This is a genomic window from Alteromonas sp. H02 (assembly GCF_059682525.1).
In genome coordinates this window covers 1,856,397-1,872,082 of sequence record NZ_CM185021.1, presented here as the reverse complement: position 1 = coordinate 1,872,082, position 15,686 = coordinate 1,856,397, and the positions used below count along the sequence as shown (strand labels likewise).

At 48.4% G+C, this 15,686-nt stretch carries 13 protein-coding genes and 2 pseudogenes; 8 read left to right on the top strand and 7 right to left on the bottom strand.

What is annotated here, in order from left to right; genetic code table 11:
- Positions 1-5 precede the first annotated feature (5 nt).
- The 5 genes from prfB to AC566Q_RS08550 form a co-directional block, all read right to left on the bottom strand.
- Positions 6-1,104 (bottom strand): peptide chain release factor 2 gene (gene prfB / locus AC566Q_RS08570; RefSeq protein ID WP_499615768.1). Its coding sequence is split into 2 segments (ribosomal slippage): positions 6-1,028 and positions 1,030-1,104, totalling 1,098 coding nucleotides; the frame shifts between segments, so codons are not numbered across the junction.
- Between the two features lie 101 nt (positions 1,105-1,205).
- The gene (locus tag AC566Q_RS08565; RefSeq protein ID WP_499615764.1) at positions 1,206-1,778 is read right to left on the bottom strand and encodes an NADPH-dependent FMN reductase; all 573 of its coding nucleotides are present in this window, start codon (positions 1,776-1,778) and stop codon (positions 1,206-1,208) included.
- Positions 1,779-1,823: 45 nt separating this feature from the next.
- The gene (gene argS / locus AC566Q_RS08560; RefSeq protein WP_499615762.1) at positions 1,824-3,557 is read right to left on the bottom strand and encodes an arginine--tRNA ligase; all 1,734 of its coding nucleotides are present in this window, start codon (positions 3,555-3,557) and stop codon (positions 1,824-1,826) included.
- A gap of 8 nt (positions 3,558-3,565) precedes the next feature.
- A complete protein-coding gene (gene prfC, locus AC566Q_RS08555; protein WP_499615759.1) occupies positions 3,566-5,155 on the bottom strand; it encodes a peptide chain release factor 3 in 1,590 nt (529 codons plus the stop codon).
- A 256-nt stretch (positions 5,156-5,411) separates the two neighbouring features.
- Complete coding sequence (locus AC566Q_RS08550) at positions 5,412-6,059, bottom strand: LexA family protein (RefSeq protein WP_499615756.1); 648 nt, start codon at positions 6,057-6,059, stop codon at positions 5,412-5,414.
- A gap of 117 nt (positions 6,060-6,176) precedes the next feature.
- Here AC566Q_RS08550 and AC566Q_RS08545 point away from each other — a divergent pair, with 117 nt between their 5' ends.
- The 7 genes from AC566Q_RS08545 to eexS are packed head-to-tail and all read left to right on the top strand — an operon-like array spanning position 6,177 to position 9,852.
- Entirely contained in the window at positions 6,177-6,428 is a 252-nt protein-coding gene (locus AC566Q_RS08545) for a helix-turn-helix domain-containing protein (RefSeq protein ID WP_000451746.1), read from the top strand.
- Between the two features lie 55 nt (positions 6,429-6,483).
- Positions 6,484-7,353 carry a hypothetical protein gene (locus tag AC566Q_RS08540; protein WP_499615753.1) on the top strand — a complete coding sequence of 290 codons (870 nt, stop codon included), beginning with the start codon at positions 6,484-6,486 and terminating at the stop codon, positions 7,351-7,353.
- Positions 7,340-8,002 (top strand): DUF6475 domain-containing protein, encoded by a 663-nt coding sequence (locus AC566Q_RS08535; RefSeq protein ID WP_498304302.1) that lies wholly within the window; start codon positions 7,340-7,342, stop codon positions 8,000-8,002. Before AC566Q_RS08540 ends, AC566Q_RS08535 begins: the two co-directional genes overlap by 14 nt.
- Positions 7,989-8,537, top strand: coding sequence for a lytic transglycosylase domain-containing protein (locus AC566Q_RS08530; protein ID WP_499615749.1), 549 nt, complete (start codon positions 7,989-7,991; stop codon positions 8,535-8,537). Before AC566Q_RS08535 ends, AC566Q_RS08530 begins: the two co-directional genes overlap by 14 nt.
- Complete coding sequence (locus AC566Q_RS08525) at positions 8,534-8,833, top strand: flagellar transcriptional regulator FlhD (RefSeq protein ID WP_499615745.1); 300 nt, start codon at positions 8,534-8,536, stop codon at positions 8,831-8,833. Before AC566Q_RS08530 ends, AC566Q_RS08525 begins: the two co-directional genes overlap by 4 nt.
- Positions 8,830-9,363 (top strand): FlhC family transcriptional regulator, encoded by a 534-nt coding sequence (locus AC566Q_RS08520; protein ID WP_032479643.1) that lies wholly within the window; start codon positions 8,830-8,832, stop codon positions 9,361-9,363. The genes AC566Q_RS08525 and AC566Q_RS08520 overlap by 4 nt, the downstream gene beginning before the upstream one ends.
- Positions 9,364-9,420: 57 nt before the next feature.
- Complete coding sequence (gene eexS / locus AC566Q_RS08515) at positions 9,421-9,852, top strand: entry exclusion protein EexS (protein ID WP_499615742.1); 432 nt, start codon at positions 9,421-9,423, stop codon at positions 9,850-9,852.
- A 32-nt stretch (positions 9,853-9,884) separates the two neighbouring features.
- Here eexS and AC566Q_RS08510 read toward each other — a convergent pair.
- Positions 9,885-11,259: pseudogene (locus tag AC566Q_RS08510) on the bottom strand (conjugal transfer protein TraG N-terminal domain-containing protein); the annotation flags it as partial.
- On the opposite strand from AC566Q_RS08510, the pseudogene prfC (AC566Q_RS08505) reads away from it, so the two are divergent.
- Positions 11,258-11,803 (top strand): annotated as a pseudogene (gene prfC / locus AC566Q_RS08505) (peptide chain release factor 3); the annotation flags it as partial. The pseudogenes AC566Q_RS08510 and prfC (AC566Q_RS08505) sit on opposite strands and share 2 nt — an antisense overlap.
- A gap of 219 nt (positions 11,804-12,022) precedes the next feature.
- Here the strand turns inward: prfC (AC566Q_RS08505) and AC566Q_RS08500 are convergent.
- A complete protein-coding gene (locus AC566Q_RS08500; protein ID WP_499615739.1) occupies positions 12,023-15,685 on the bottom strand; it encodes a CshA/CshB family fibrillar adhesin-related protein in 3,663 nt (1,220 codons plus the stop codon).
- Position 15,686 lies beyond the last annotated feature (1 nt).

The window sequence follows — 15,686 nt, the reverse complement described above, 5'->3', positions numbered from 1 at the left end:
AGTTACTACAGCCCCGATTTCAGGCTGGCTTCAATAAATTTATCTAACCCACCGTCCAGAACGGCCTGGGTATTACGGGTTTCAACACCGGTGCGCAAATCCTTAATGCGCGAGTCATCCAGCACGTAAGAGCGGATCTGACTGCCCCAGCCGATATCGGATTTGTTGTCTTCCATGGCTTGCTTTTCGGCGTTTTGCTTTTGCAGTTCATACTCATAGAGCTTGGCTTTTAACTGCTTCATCGCCTGATCTTTGTTTTTATGCTGTGAACGGTCGTTCTGACACTGCACCACAATACCCGTTGGTTCGTGGGTAATACGTACCGCCGAGTCGGTCCGGTTAACGTGCTGACCACCAGCACCAGAGGCACGGTAGGTGTCTATGCGTAAATCAGACGGATTGATATCGATTTCAATATCATCATCAATTTCAGGGTAAACAAAGGCCGACGCAAAAGAAGTGTGGCGGCGGTTACCCGAATCAAAAGGCGACTTACGTACCAGACGATGAACACCGGTTTCGGTGCGTAGCCAACCAAAGGCATACTCGCCTTCAAAGCGTACGGTAGCACTTTTAATGCCTGCCACGTCGCCATCAGAGACCTCAATAAGTTCGGTTTTAAAGCCGTGCTCTTCACCCCAGCGCAGGTACATTCTGAGTAGCATATTGGCCCAGTCCTGGGCTTCGGTACCACCAGAGCCTGACTGAATATCCAGATAGCAATCACAGGTATCATTCGGGCCGGCAAACATACGGCGAAACTCAAGGGTTTCCAGTTGCGCAATCAGGCCATCCAACTCACCCTGTGCCTCGATAAAGGTTTCTTCATCTTCGGCTTCTACGGCCAGCTCGACCAAACCATCAACGTCTTCGGCACCCTGCTCCAGGTTAACAATGGTTTCTACCACCTGCTCAAGGGCGACTTTTTCTTTACCGAGGGCCTGAGCTCGCTCCGGCTCATTCCAAACGTCGGGACTTTCGAGTTCGCGGTTAACTTCTTCTAAGCGCTCTGACTTTACATCAAAGTCAAAGATACCCCCGAAGCGCTGCAGTACGCTCACGGATATCCCGAATCGCATTTAGCACAGGGTTTACTTCAAACATAATGACCTTTTAACTGATTCATTTTTAAGGGCACGGATAGTACCGGATTTGGCCTGCTTTTAACAGTCGTTTTGTATGCAAAGTGCGCAGGCAGAGTGCGGTTAATCCTTAAGCTTTTCAGCCATGGAGACCACTTGCGAGGCTAAGTTAGCTAACTGCTTCTTAGCAGTATCGTCGGTAAGCTTGCCGGCGTCGTCCAATTTGTCGGCCGCTTTGGCTACTGACACCTGCACAGGCGTCACCACACACATCAGGTTTTGCATCAGCATGCGCAGTACCACCAGAACACGCATTCCGCCCAGCGCGCCTGGCGAAGCAGCCATTAAGCCAACCACTTTGTTTTTGTAGGCGGCCAGCACGGCTTCATCACCGGCTTTGCGCGACGCCCAGTCGATGGCATTTTTCAGCACCGCCGGGTAACTGCTATTGTACTCCGGGCTGGCAATCAAAAACGCATCGTGATCGATAAGCAATTGTTTAAATGCCTGAGCCCGCTCGGGAATACCGTACTCGTCTTCCTCATCCTGATTAAAGATAGGCATCGCATAGTCAGCCAGGTTAATTACCGTAACCTCTGCGCCCGCTTCGCGCGCGGCATCGGCGGCGTTTTCCACCAACGCCTGATTTAAAGAGCCGTTACGGGTACTACCTGAGAATGCCAGTACTTTAACCATGATGTCTTCCTTATTAACAAAGTGAGTGTGGGGCGTTTATCAGCCTTACATTTTTTCCAGTGTTTCGATGCCCAGCAGCTCAAGGCCCAGTTTCAGCTCTTTGGCAACCAGTGCCGACAAGGCTAAACGACTGTTTCGGGTGGCTTCAGGCACATCACTCTTTAATACCGGGCAAGCTTCATAAAAGCTCATAAAGTGGCTGGCCAAATCATATAAATAGCTACACAACACATGAGGCGTTGCATCTCGGGCGACAACATTCAGTTGTTCTTCCAGTTGCAACAACTGCACCGCCAGCGCATGCTCCTGAGCATGTTCGATGCTGATGGTGGCATTCAGTGCGGTAGGACTCACCTCAGCCTTGCGGAACAAGCTCTGCACCCGAGTGTAAGCATATTGCAGATAAGGCGCAGTATTGCCTTCAAAGCTCAGCATAGTATCCCAGTTGAATACATAATCGGTGGTACGGTTTTTACTTAAATCGGCGTACTTAACGGCACCGATGCCCACTTTGCGGGCAACGTCGTTAAGTTCGTCAGCGGTTAAACCAGTATCTCTCTCGGCCAGCAATTTACGCGCACGCTCAACCGCTTCATCCAGCAGCTCTACCAGTTTAACGGTACCACCACTGCGGGTTTTAAACGGCTTGCCGTCACTACCGAGCATCATACCGAACGGGCAGTGTTCGTAAGTTTGTTCTGGCTGCATAAAGCCGGCTTTGCGACCGACAATTTCAGTTTGTTTAAAGTGCAGCGCCTGGCGGGCATCGGTCAGGATCAGGGTGCGGTCTGCGCCCAATTTTCCGCTGCGATAGCGCATTGCCGCCAAATCCGTGGTCGCATACAGGTATCCACCACCGGATTTTTGTACGATATACACTGCCGGGTTGCCTTCTTTGTCGGCCAGCTCTTCAAGGAACACAACCTGGGCGCCCTGATCTTCCACAGCAATGCCCTTCTCTTTCAGCTCTGCTACCACGTGTGGCAGATCTTCGTTATAGGCGGATTCGCCCATAATGTCCTTGCGGGTCAGGCTGACATTGAGTTTTGCATATACTTCTTCACTGTGTGAAATAGACACATCAATAAACAAATGCCATAGCTCGGCACACTGCTGGTCGCCGCTTTGCAGTTTCACTACATATTCACGGGCCCGGTCGGCAAAGCCTTCTTCCTCGTCGAAACGGATTTTGGCTTCCCGGTAAAAGTTTTCCAGATCAGAAAGTGCGGTTTCGGCCACGGCATTGGCGCTGAGTTTATCGCTTAAGTGCGCCAGCAGCATACCAAACTGCGTGCCCCAGTCGCCCATATGGTTTTGGCGAATAACCTTATGGCCAAGAAACTCCAGCAGTTTAACCACCGCGTCGCCAATGATGGTGGTACGCAGGTGTCCAACGTGCATCTCTTTAGCCAGGTTCGGTGAAGAATAGTCCACCACTACCGTTTGTGCGGCCTGAGAAGGAATGCCGGAGCGAGTATCTTCTAGCGCCTGCTGACACTGCTGTGCCAGCCAGCTGTCGGCCAGATGAATGTTAATAAAGCCCGGGCCGGCAATCTCAAGCTTGCTGGCCACGTCATCAAGTTTTACGTGCTCTAAAATAGTGCCGGCAATATCGCGGGGCTTTTGCTTAAGCTGCTTGGCCAGCGCCATGGCACCATTAAACTGATATTCACCAAACTCAGGTCGGCCACTGCGCGCTACCGGAACCGGCGCGTCGGTAATGCCCATGTCACTTAAGGCCTGAGAAAAACGAGAAATAAGAAGTGCGTGAATATTCATTGTGGTCTCTAGTGCTCGCGAGTCGTTCTAAATTCAATATCGGGGTAGCGTTCCTGTGCCAGCGACAGGTTCACCATGGTTGGCGCAACGTAAGCTAAGTTATCACCACCGTCCAGGGCCAGGTTTTGCTCGGCTTTGCGGCGGAATTCATCAAGCTTCTTCTCGCTGTCAGAATACACCCAGCGGGCAGTTGCCACACTGACATGCTCATACAGTGCATCAACGTTGTATTCGGCTTTAAGGCGCGCCACTACTACATCGAACTGCAGTACACCTACCGCACCGACAATCAGGTCATTATTCGCCAACGGGCGGAATACCTGTACGGCGCCTTCCTCCGACAACTGAATAAGGCCTTTTTGCAATTGCTTCATTTTTAGCGGATCGCGCAGGCGAATACGTTTAAACAGTTCCGGCGCAAAGTTAGGAATACCGGTAAAGCGGTAATCTTCGCCTGATGAGAAGGTGTCACCAATGCGGATAGAGCCGTGATTGTGCAGGCCGATGATGTCGCCGGCGTAAGCTTCTTCGAGCAATGCCCGGTCGCCCGCTAAGAAGGTAAGCGCGTCGGAAATACGCACATCTTTACCAATCCGCGTATGCCGCATTTTCATGCCTTTTTCGTATTTGCCTGACACTATCCGGCAAAACGCAATACGGTCGCGGTGTTTAGGATCCATGTTGGCCTGGATCTTAAATACAAAGCCGCTGAACTTAGGCGCCAGTGCATCCACACTGCCGTTATCCGTTTCGCGTCCTTGTGGCTGTGGCGCCCAGGCCACCAGACCATCGAGCATATGGTCCACACCAAAGTTACCCAGTGCAGTACCGAAGAAAACCGGGGTAATCTCACCTGCCAGGAACAGCTCCTGATCAAACTCGTTGGACGCCCCCATTACCAGCTCAAGTTCGTCACGGAACTCAGCTGCCAGGCCATCACCTACCGCCGCATCCAGCTCCGGGTTGTCCAGCCCTTTGATGATCTGAACATCCTGAATGGTATGGCCCTGACCGGTTTTATACAAAATCGTTTCATCACGGTGAATGTGGTAGACCCCTTTAAACTGCTTACCACAGCCAATCGGCCAGGTAACTGGCGCGCAGGCAATGTTGAGCTCAGTTTCCACTTCATCCAGTAGTTCCATAGGATCGCGAATATCACGGTCCAGCTTGTTCATAAACGTGATGATCGGCGTATCACGTAAACGGGTAACTTCCATCAGTTTGCGGGTGCGATCCTCAACCCCTTTCGCCGCATCAATCACCATCAGACAAGAGTCAACGGCAGTCAGTGTGCGATAAGTATCTTCAGAGAAATCTTCGTGCCCGGGGGTATCCAGCAGGTTAACCAGGTTATCACCATAAGGAAACTGCATAACGGACGTTGTAACGGAGATCCCCCGCTCTTTTTCCATTTCCATCCAGTCGGATTTAGCATGCTGGCCGGACTTTTTACCTTTAACGGTACCGGCGGTCTGCAATGCTTGTCCGTATAACAGCACTTTTTCGGTGATGGTTGTTTTACCGGCGTCCGGGTGCGAGATGATAGCAAAGGTCCTTCGCTTGTTGATTTCATTGAGAAAATCTTGGTTTGCCATGTATAAATTCTTTTAGTTTGTACACGGATTTGTACACACTTTTGGAAGTACTCTCTTTTCAGTTCTTCGCTTGTCAAATCCGTCGTGTTAATCGTAATTGGCCGCTATTTTCGCTGATATTGACTTTATAAACAATCAATGGTTATCTAATCGGTTACCATTTACTCTCAGCGTGCGCCAATGCTCAGTTGTAGCTGTTTGCAATCGTTGCTTCTTCAGCTCATGAACAACTGTGGCTAAACCACAAATTCCTTCGCTACCAGAAATCGATGATAGCTTGTCGTACTACACCGATGATGGTGCAGTTGCCGTTGATCGGTATTGCAGGGTATTGCGGGTTCAAAGGTTTTAGGTACTTCTGTTCACCATCAATAACTAACTGCTTAAAGGTTGCTTCTTTCGAATCATCCAAACGCGCAACAACCAATGAACCAGATGAGTAAGGAGCATCAGGATCTACAACTATAACAGCACCTTCTGGTATTGATTTTTTGCCGCTTGGATTTTCCATACTGTCGCCTTTTACGCGAAGCGCGAAACAACCCTCATGTGCTTTCCCAGTGACTTCACGCCACTCCTCAGCATCTTCATGGGCAAATCCCTCCGCTATTTCAGTCCAATCACCGGCCTGAACCCAGTTAATGAGAGGAATTCTTCCCTTAATATCAGGCCCGACTTCTACATTACCGACCCCCAAGCCAATCTCGCCATCACCTGTGGCGAGCCAATGAGCATTCACGCGAAGCGCCTCCGCGATCTGCATGGTGTAACGAGACCTAGCCGATTTACCAGAGCAAATCTGGCTGATCGACTGCTGTTTGATACCAATGCGACGAGCCAACTCAGACTGAGTCACCCCAGTAAGCTGCAAGGCATGGTTTAGTCGTTCGGATAAAGTTTTCATAAGCCCGCATTCTACAAATAAAACTGTAGCCTTTCAACAATTTTAACTGTTGACTTGCCTACAGTTTAAACTGTAACATTCAATCTTGTAACAGTTATTATTGTAACAGGAGACGGTATGGAAGTGTTCAACACGACACAAAAACATCTCCGCCGTGCCATTGACTTGGTCGGCGGGCAATCAGCATTAGCACGAGCCATCAACTCAAAACAGCAAAACGTCTGGTTTTGGTTGAATAAATCAGGGCGTGTTCCCGCTGAATTCGTTTTACCCATCGAACAAGCTACGCAAGGACAGGTAACCCGATCCCAGTTAAGACCGGACATCTATCCCGAATGCCCAAGCGAGCTGAAAGCCAGTAACCAGTAGGATTAAGGGCAAATAATGGTCAGCATTTTACGTAAACACAAAAGCGAGTTCCTCCATGCGTGATTATGGCAAGGTCTATACCCGCTTTTGGCTAAAGCAAAACGTTTTGTCCTGGAGTGACTCAGCGAAGTTGCTAGGACTGTATTTGCTTACATGCCCACATTGTAATTTGCTTGGCTGCTTTCGATTGCCGATTGGTTACGTTGCTTCTGACTTGAACTGGGAAGAGCAACAGGTTGCCAAGGCGTTAAGTGAGTTAGAACGAGATCAGTTCCTCATTCGTTGCGAGGAATCCGGTTGGACTTTGATTCGGAGCTTTCTGAAGCACAACCCAATCGAAAACCCTAACCAAGGTAAGGCAGCCTTTCGGTTGCTTAAAGATGTACCTGCCGACTTCGTTGGTATGGCATCGCTTTTGAAATCTCTTGCCGCTTTTCAAGCTCGGCTTCCAGAAGAATTTTCATCATTGTTTATGCCTGATGGCAACCCGGTAAGGGACTCTCAACGGTCGGATGACTCTGAGAGAAGCAATAAGCCAACAGTTAAAACTGTTGACCACATACAGTTCGAAGACTTCTGGGATGTACAAATACGCAAAGAAAAAAAAGCGAAAGCCAAAGAAGAATGGCTTCGCATGGGCCTCAATGAAGACCATGAACTCGCCTTGGAAGTGCTAACACGCTGGAAAGAGCAACGAGACAACCGATTGCAGTATCAAGATCGGACTAAGACCCCTATGCCACATAACTGGCTTTTAAACCGGCAATGGGAAGACGAGTACGTTCGCATTGATGAAGTACAGCAATCATCGACGAGCCTAAAGGGCAGCAATCACCAATTGAATATTGAAGAAAGCAATCGCCGCATCGCCGAAAGCTGGGCCGGACCAGGTATTCGGGAGGTTCGTTCAAGTGCAGGAGGTTGATAAACGCGAGTTTGCTGAGGTTTGGGGAGCCGCTTGGGCCATGTATGGCAAAAGCGTATCACCGCAATTGCTATCCATCGCATTTGAAGCCCTTCGTGCTTATAGCATTGAAGAAGTGCGAATCGGTCTGACTCGGCATATTCAATCACCGGATACTGGGCAATTTTTTCCAAAGCCCGCTGACGTCATCAAGCATATCGACGGCAACTCGGGCTCAAGAGCCATGGTTGCTTGGAACAAAGTTGACAAGGCTGTTCGTCAGGTTGGCGCTTGGACATCAGTGATGTTTGACGATGCGCTTATTCACCGCGTTATTTCAGACATGGGGGGATGGGTTGAACTCTGCAAGGTTGACGACAGGGAATACCCCTTTAAGCAAAAAGAGTTTTTAACACGCTACCAGGCTTACTTACTGCGGGACGAAGTAGGTGAATATCCAAGGCTATTACAGGGTATTGCAGACCATCAGAACCAGCAAAAAGGATTTGATATGCAAGCGCCTGTTGCCGTGGGCGACTGGTCAAAAGCGGCACAAGTTTATACGAGAGGCATAGCCGACTTTAGCGCAGTGCCTTTAAAAAGAATAAGCCCGAAAGCCATTCAGGCGCTTCTCGGAAATCAATTAGAGGACAAAAATGAAAACAATTAAAGCAAAAACCATTGCCCTAGTGATAGCCATGTCCGCAAGCACTTCAGTCTATGCGTTTCCGGGCTATCAGTGGGAAAAAGCAGCACAAAGCGTTGGTATTGATCCTGTCATGCTCTACGCCGTTGCCTTGGCTGAGTCCGCCTCACATCGTGGTCTCAACATGACTAGTCCATGGCCATACGCAATTCGCAATGGTTCAAATGCAACCTACGCCAAATCTAAGACCGAAGCAGAGCAACTGTTAAACCAGGCACTGCAAGAGAGTGAAAAATACCAGCTCGATATTGGCCTAATGCAAATCAATTTGCATTGGCACGGACATCGGGTGAGCTCAGCAGCGGAACTGATAGACCCCATCACCAACCTTACGGTCGGCTCAAGTATTTTGGCCGAAGCAATCAAGTCTTCACCAAATGATTTAGAGCTTGGCATAGGCCGCTATCACAGTTGGAACGAAGAGCGTGCACGCTGGTATGGGCAAAGAGTGCTTTCTATCTATCGCAATATTTTACATGAACTGGAGGTCCGTCAATGACAACCAATCAACAAGACTTCTATCAATTAAATTTGGCGTACCTACACGCATCACGAGAATTGGCGCGAATTGATCCGCAAGAGGCCGTCTTGCGCTTTGGACTTACACGCTACGTGGTTGATGCTCTGATTAATGCTGGTGTTGACGACCTGCAACGAGTGGCGACCTCATCATTCATGCTGTTTCAACCAAGGGGTAACCAAAGCCAACTGATTGAGATGGTGAAGAGCAAAGGCACAGGTATCCCAAGAATCGCTTATTTATTATCAACCCTAAACAACAAGGGGGATGCATGATTGATAACCTGTCCAAAAGTGAGCTATTTACCCGAGCCTCGCTGCTTATTAAATACGGATTTCGGACAACGATTATCGCGCTTGATACTGGTTTGCCAATCCACATTATCAGAAGGCTGCACAAAGAAGTCACAGGCAAGTCACCTTGTCCAGGTCAATTGCCAGAATCTGATGCCATTGTTAAAAGCAGAAGAGCCTTAGTTGAAGGCTCCCTGCTGATGGCGCTTTATGTCAATATTGGTGGTGACAATGTCTACAAGCAATTAAATATCGATGCTTTGATGAAGGCTTACGATGCGTACTTGGTTGCAAGAGAAGAAGCAGATCTTCCAGCTGAGATCCCCTGGAAAAAGCTGACCATCAATGAAGGTTGGGTTCTAGCTCGCGATTTAAGATCTCAGCTTGCATCCTTACACCTGTGTCGATGCGGTAGTCTGTATTTGACGGTATCTCAACAGCGCATTCAGCTTAAATGTCCTGTGTGTGAGATTATGGCCGAGCAAACCACTAGAGCACTTTTTGAGAACTAACATGCTGATGCATGATTTGATTGTGCACCGCCCGTGCACTTTGAGAGAACTAAGAAGATGGCAAACTTACTTAAATCTTTACCAGCACGCTGCTGGGTTATATCACTGGGGCTTTTTCTGGCGACTTTGGCTGCGGCTCACTTTTTTCCATCAGAAATATTAACAGCATCAGCCAAGTTAGCGGCTTTACCATTTCTGTTCTGCACCGTCGTTTTTTTCAGCTATTTGGGATTCAAAGCGACCTGTAATCCCATCGGACTTATAGCCATAATCACTATGCTTGTAGCAATCGCATATTGGCAAGCGAGTTGGACAATTGTTGGTTTGGGACTCTTTTTCTTAGCTATTTGTACTGGAATTAGATTCTTGAGTAGCCAAGTTAAAGATTCGGGTAGAACTTTGAGCATTGAAGAAAAATGGTATTGGTATAAGCTCCATTCGTTTTTTGATGGCTTTTATCCAAGGTATCCCAAAAAGCCAAAAAAATAGCCAGCCAACCACAAGCTGGCTACCTTCTATTTTCAGTTCCTTCCTGATGCCTGGTTATAGGCCCTAATATCGATCAAGTTGTTCAGAGCATAATCTCCCGCAAGCGATGCATTTGAGATCACCGCTATCTGCTTATCCACAAATGCTTTATCTTCTTCGGACACACTGTCAGGAATGTAAGCGCCACTCTCATCCTTTTGACGATACTCATTTAGCATTTGCTCCCTTAGACCTAGCATTTCAGGCGACCAACTCGATGAGTCTTCAGAGTTGAATACGCGCCCCGCCAAACCTTCATTGAAAGCTTGAGCAAACACTTGACTTTGAATCGGGGTCAATCCCATTCTCTGCCCTTCGCTGTATGCTTCCTGTTTAAAATCATCGGCGTACTGTTCTAAGAACTCACCGTATCGATTGTTAACTGCCGCACCGAATGCCCCAGTTAACTTCGGAGGCATACTGCGAACTCGATCCACTGTATGCATCATTAAACGCCGTCAAAGGATTTTCCAAAGAGGTTCCGGCATCAACGGCTGCTTTTAACCCATCCCATGTTGATTTGCTGGCCACAGTTGCATTGTGCAAGAAACCTCGTGAGCCAGGTTCTGCAAGGGCTTGCTCCTTGTAACTCTCATAGTCTTCGCCAAAATGATTCAAGGTATGCAATGCTGCATCAGTATGCTTGCCACTGAAATCACCAATAGCACTGGCGCTGTTGAAGAACATTTCAGCACCAGAGACTCCGCTATCATCAGCCATAATGCGAGATCGCCACTTAGAGCCAGCTTCACTGTTTAGTCCAGATTGATAGGTACTTGTGTCAGAAGCTACGGCCTGCTGGGCTTGTTACTGATGCGCATTCAGCTGTCCATCTACACCAGAAAGATTGGTTTGGTAAGCAGATTGAGCCGAATTGAACTGCGTTTGAACTGTTGCAGCATCCTCATAGCCTCCCAGAACACCGGATTCAACTTGGCTTTGAGTGCCACCAAAAGTAGGTGCCGTTGATGACAAGCCTTCATTAGAGCGTGGCTGAATAGATCGTAAATCGGCTCCGGTAGCCATGGCCATAACAGTCATTGCTGCTTGATAGTCATTGTCTCGTTCAGCGGGCGTAGAGGAGTTGCTATAGGTTAAAGACTCCATAGCTGCGGCCACATACGCCTGATTATCATCAGGTAGCAAGCGCTGATACATTGGAAGGTTTTCACGTAATCGGTTACCTGCTTCAACATGCTGGTTCATATAGCGACCTAAATAATCCATGACTTCAGGATTATCCGCTGCTAATCGAGTTAACGTCGCACCATCCGTGTTCCTTTGTCCTGATAGACTGTAGCTGGCCTGATCAAGCTCACTAAAGCGGTTTGATGCCGTGATAACGTCTTGTGCTGAACTCTGAAGTGTTGCCGGTGATCGTGAGCACGTAGATGAAGCGTGGCCGGGCGATATTATTGGTTTGCATAACCACGGGACGATTCAAATTGGGGATACGTTCACATGGGGCGATGAATTCAAATTCACCGGTATTCCAAACTTTGCGCCTGAGTTATTCCGCCGTATTCGTTTAAAAGATCCGTTGAAGCAGAAGCAATTATTGAAGGGTTTGGTGCAGCTTTCAGAAGAAGGTGCGGTACAGGTGTTCCGCCCGTTGGCTTCAAACGATTTAATTGTGGGTGCCGTGGGTATGCTGCAGTTTGATGTGGTTGTGCACCGCTTGCGCGCCGAGTACAAAGTAGAAGCGCTGTACGAAAATATTCAGGTTGCCACCGCGCGCTGGGTATATTGCGATGACGCCAAGAAATTCGAAGAGTTTCAACGCAAAGCGCAACACAACCTCTCCATCGACGGCGGTAATGCACTAGCCTACATAGCGCCCACCATGGCGAATTTATCGCTCACGCAAGAACGCTTCCCGGAGATTACGTTTACGCACACCAAGGAAGTTTAGAAGATGGGGTCGTTGTCCCTGTTCTCTGGCACCTTTTTGAAGATGGGGTCGTTGTCTGTGTTCTCTGGCTCCTTTTCAACATCAGTTGAGGGACACACAACGCAGACAACGACCTTTACTTTTCTAAAGCATAACACTTGGTTTGGTAAGCGCTAGAAAGTTCAGCTAAAGCCGCATAGTAATTTTGGTGCCAGAGAAACGCGACAACGACCCCATTTTCTATAATGCCGAGCAGCTCGCCCCAACCGTATTTGGAAGCAAGCCTTTCACACGAACATCGAAGCTAAGCTCACCGGTCTCGCCTGGGCCCAACTGCCCCGTAAACTGCCATTGCAATCCGCCTTCGTATCCTTGAGCATTCGCTCCATTTGGAGTTGCAACTTGGCAAGCCGATATACCACTCGGCAGCGTTCCCGGACAGGAAATTGGCTGAGCAAGCTCAGTGAAGGCTGGTACTTGGTCGTAAATTACAACCTCATCCAAATCCATTGTCCCATCGTTAGCAAAGAAAACAGAGTAGCGAATTACATCACAAGGCTTTGCCTGGTTGCTCAATAAGCCTACAGTATCTACATCATCGGCTGTACCGCTTACACCATCGGGACCAATATTACGCACCAACTTATCCAACCGTAAGCGCCCACTCTGCACACCCGTATTATCAAAAGCTACAGCCGAATCCACACGCGCAGTTCCCGAAAGCGCATTATCAGCAGTAATCTGAACTTGATGAAACGCACCAACTGGTGCATTTGCTGGTACAAATACCCGCAGTACTAAACAAATTTCATCACCCGCCACTACGCTTATATTCGTTATTGGCGCGCCCACACTAACATTCTGCGAGCACGATAGATCTTGATACAGCGTTTGCGCCCAATCTAACGTATTTGGCGATTGCGCCTCCACAGTAGCGGAGAAATCTACAACACCTGAAGTTTGTGCTTTATAACGATGATAATAATTGATAGACGAGCCCGGCTCAGAAACACCTTGGTTATCCGGCTCAAGCACAGATTTAGGCACAACACCAAAATTAATATCTTCCCAAACCGTGATCGCCGAGGGCACCACAAAACTCATTTGCCCATCGTCGGCGACAGCCGAATCAACAATGCCCGTGCCCGCATCTTCACTAACCAAGAAAACGCCACCCGCCGGTTGCACCAAGATACAAGCTTGGTTACCAGAATCAGCAATATCAAATTTCAATTGCCAACTGCCATCACCCGCAGTAACCGTTCGCGCAAGCTCGGGAGCCGATGTATTACATTCACCTGGAGCGGTAACGCCAGCAAATGCCCGCACCAACGCCCCCGCAACGCCTACTTCAGAACCATCAATTAAGCCATTATGAGCCGTGCCTGATCCTGTGCCATTATCATTGAAAACCATACCGCGAAGCGTTGCGCCATCAGGCTCGAAACCAATATTTATCTCATAATCTTCAATTTCGCCATCAAGCGCTAACTGGTCCGAAAACGGGATATCTTGCTCACTCGAAAAACGGAAGCGGGCAAACGTGTTCCCCAGTTGAGCATTCGGCGGTACGAATACCTGAACAGTAATGATACCATTTACCGGATTAGTATCCGCAGCACCATTATCTCGCAGGTTGATCACAACATGCTCGCCAATGCCGTTAAATGAACCATCTTGGTTCCAATCTATCCACCCTTGGAGGTAACCTGAACCTACAGTTGCCTCATCTACTTCAATACTGATTGTCGTCTGTTCTCCCGGAACAAAACGAGCAGGTAATAACACGCCTTCATCTTCAACGTGAGCATCCGCATTCGCAGAATTTGTTGGCCCAAGCCGAGGGCTAGGTCGAACAGCCCCGATAAACGGTGTATCCGCTTGCGGCTGCCATGATGCCTGAGAAATCGATGTTATAGGTGTTGCGGTACTTGGTTTACCGCCCGCAGTAGCCTCATAACGAAGATAATGGCCACCACTATCAGGGTATGATGCGGGCAAGTCGCCAAAATCAATCTGTACCGGAACACCAAAACCGATAGCTTGTATTCCGGGATCTATCAACTGCTGCGAGGTAAAAGAAACATCACTTGTTACCGCTAAAAACGAACCACCACCACTACCAGCAGGCGCTACCCGAATTTGTTGGCCAGCAAGCTCCCACGCCATACTTATATCAGCACCAGGAGAAACTTCAATTAACTCCCACGGGGCGCCATTCGAGCGCATTACTAACTGCTCACCAGCATTCGTACTTTCGGCATCTACCACTACCAAATCCATTGGTACTTGAACACCATTAACGCGCTTTTCCCAAACAATATCAAAAGAGTGGCCTGTTCCTGATAAATTCGCCAAACCTACCGGATTCACTCCCGAATACGCAATTTGAAACGCATCGCCAGCCCAAGTGCCGGAAACATAAGGCTGCAGTGGCGCAGTAATATTCCCCAACAAGGCGCGAATTTCTACATTCCCAAATTCCCAACGCTTCGAAACCCAATCACCCGGATTAAATTCATCAAGAGTGCCGCAGCCCCAATCTAACCAATACATAGTGCTTAAAAACGCTCCGGAACCAGAACTAGCTAAGCCAGAGCCAGTAATATCGGTTCCCGTTGGGCATACTTCTGGTGATTCAATAACTTGCAGATTTATCGTAGCTTCATCATCTTCCACAGGTGTCCGTGGGCCGTTACCTGGCCGTGAATTTGGATCTTCCCCCGTACCCGAAATAATTTCCGTAAACAAAGCCCGAGAGCCTGGAGCGTTTGCTATCCCTTTAATCTCAATAGTCCGTGTTTCATTCGCAGGAAGAAAGCCAATAGTCCATAATCCTGTACCTGCATCGTAACTACCCTCGCCCACAGCTTCGGTGAAGTTGAATAAATCGGAAGGAAAAGGGAACTCTACCTGAACTGCGCCTGAACCTGCGGGCCCTTGGTTTTCTACTACTAATTCAAATACCGCTTCTTGGCCGAACTCAAATGAAGGCGTTCCATCAATAAAGCCCCCCGAAACTTCAACATCAAGCGATAAATCAACATCAAAACTCCAAGTACTGGAGAGAAACCCAAAAAACGCGGCACTGTCATATCGCCCATCCACGGCATCAGCAATAATTAACGAAACCCGATACGTTTCCCCTGGGGTAACCGGCTCAGCAACCGTTATTGGCGAGGTAAACCCGTTCAACGCGATATCGGTTCCAGCAGGCGTTGCGAGTAAATTCTGCCTATAGAAAAGAGCACTACCACATGTTCCCGACCCACTCGGGTTAGGTTCGCCAATTGTAGAACCGTTGATATTATTGATAGTAATCGTTGTACCACTACCTGGTTCTATGGCCATATTCTTGGCCGTTGTAAATTCACCACCCTCGATGAAAATACCAAAGGCATCATTATACTGAGAACACGCATAATCAGGGTATTCTTCAGAACCAAATACAAGAGTAAGGTTGAGTCGGTCCCGTTCTGGGGTTACGTCAAAAGAAATAACCACAGGGTCGTTCGTGGCTGTTGATTGCACCACACTTGAAAGCAAGGTATTAGCACTCGTGCCTAGTGCTCGATCAAGGAAAAAGCTCGCTGGCCTAGCTATGTCATTCACAGAACCGGTAGCAAGCAAAATACCTTGGGTAATACCAATCGAAGGCCCTGCATTCTGGACAAAACCTATTTGCTGTCGGTTAACATTACCTGAATCGGTTAACCCGTGCTCAACAACCAAGTTCTCAATGATAACATCGCTAAATTCTGCAGGTCCCAAAAGAGCATTAGCCATTTGCGCCCTGCCCGCAGGTGTATTGAACAACGCATTAATGTCTGCTGCATGTACAGCCGATAACAACGATATTGATCCAGCAGCAAGAACCGCGGCTTTAACTGATTTTTTTTTCATT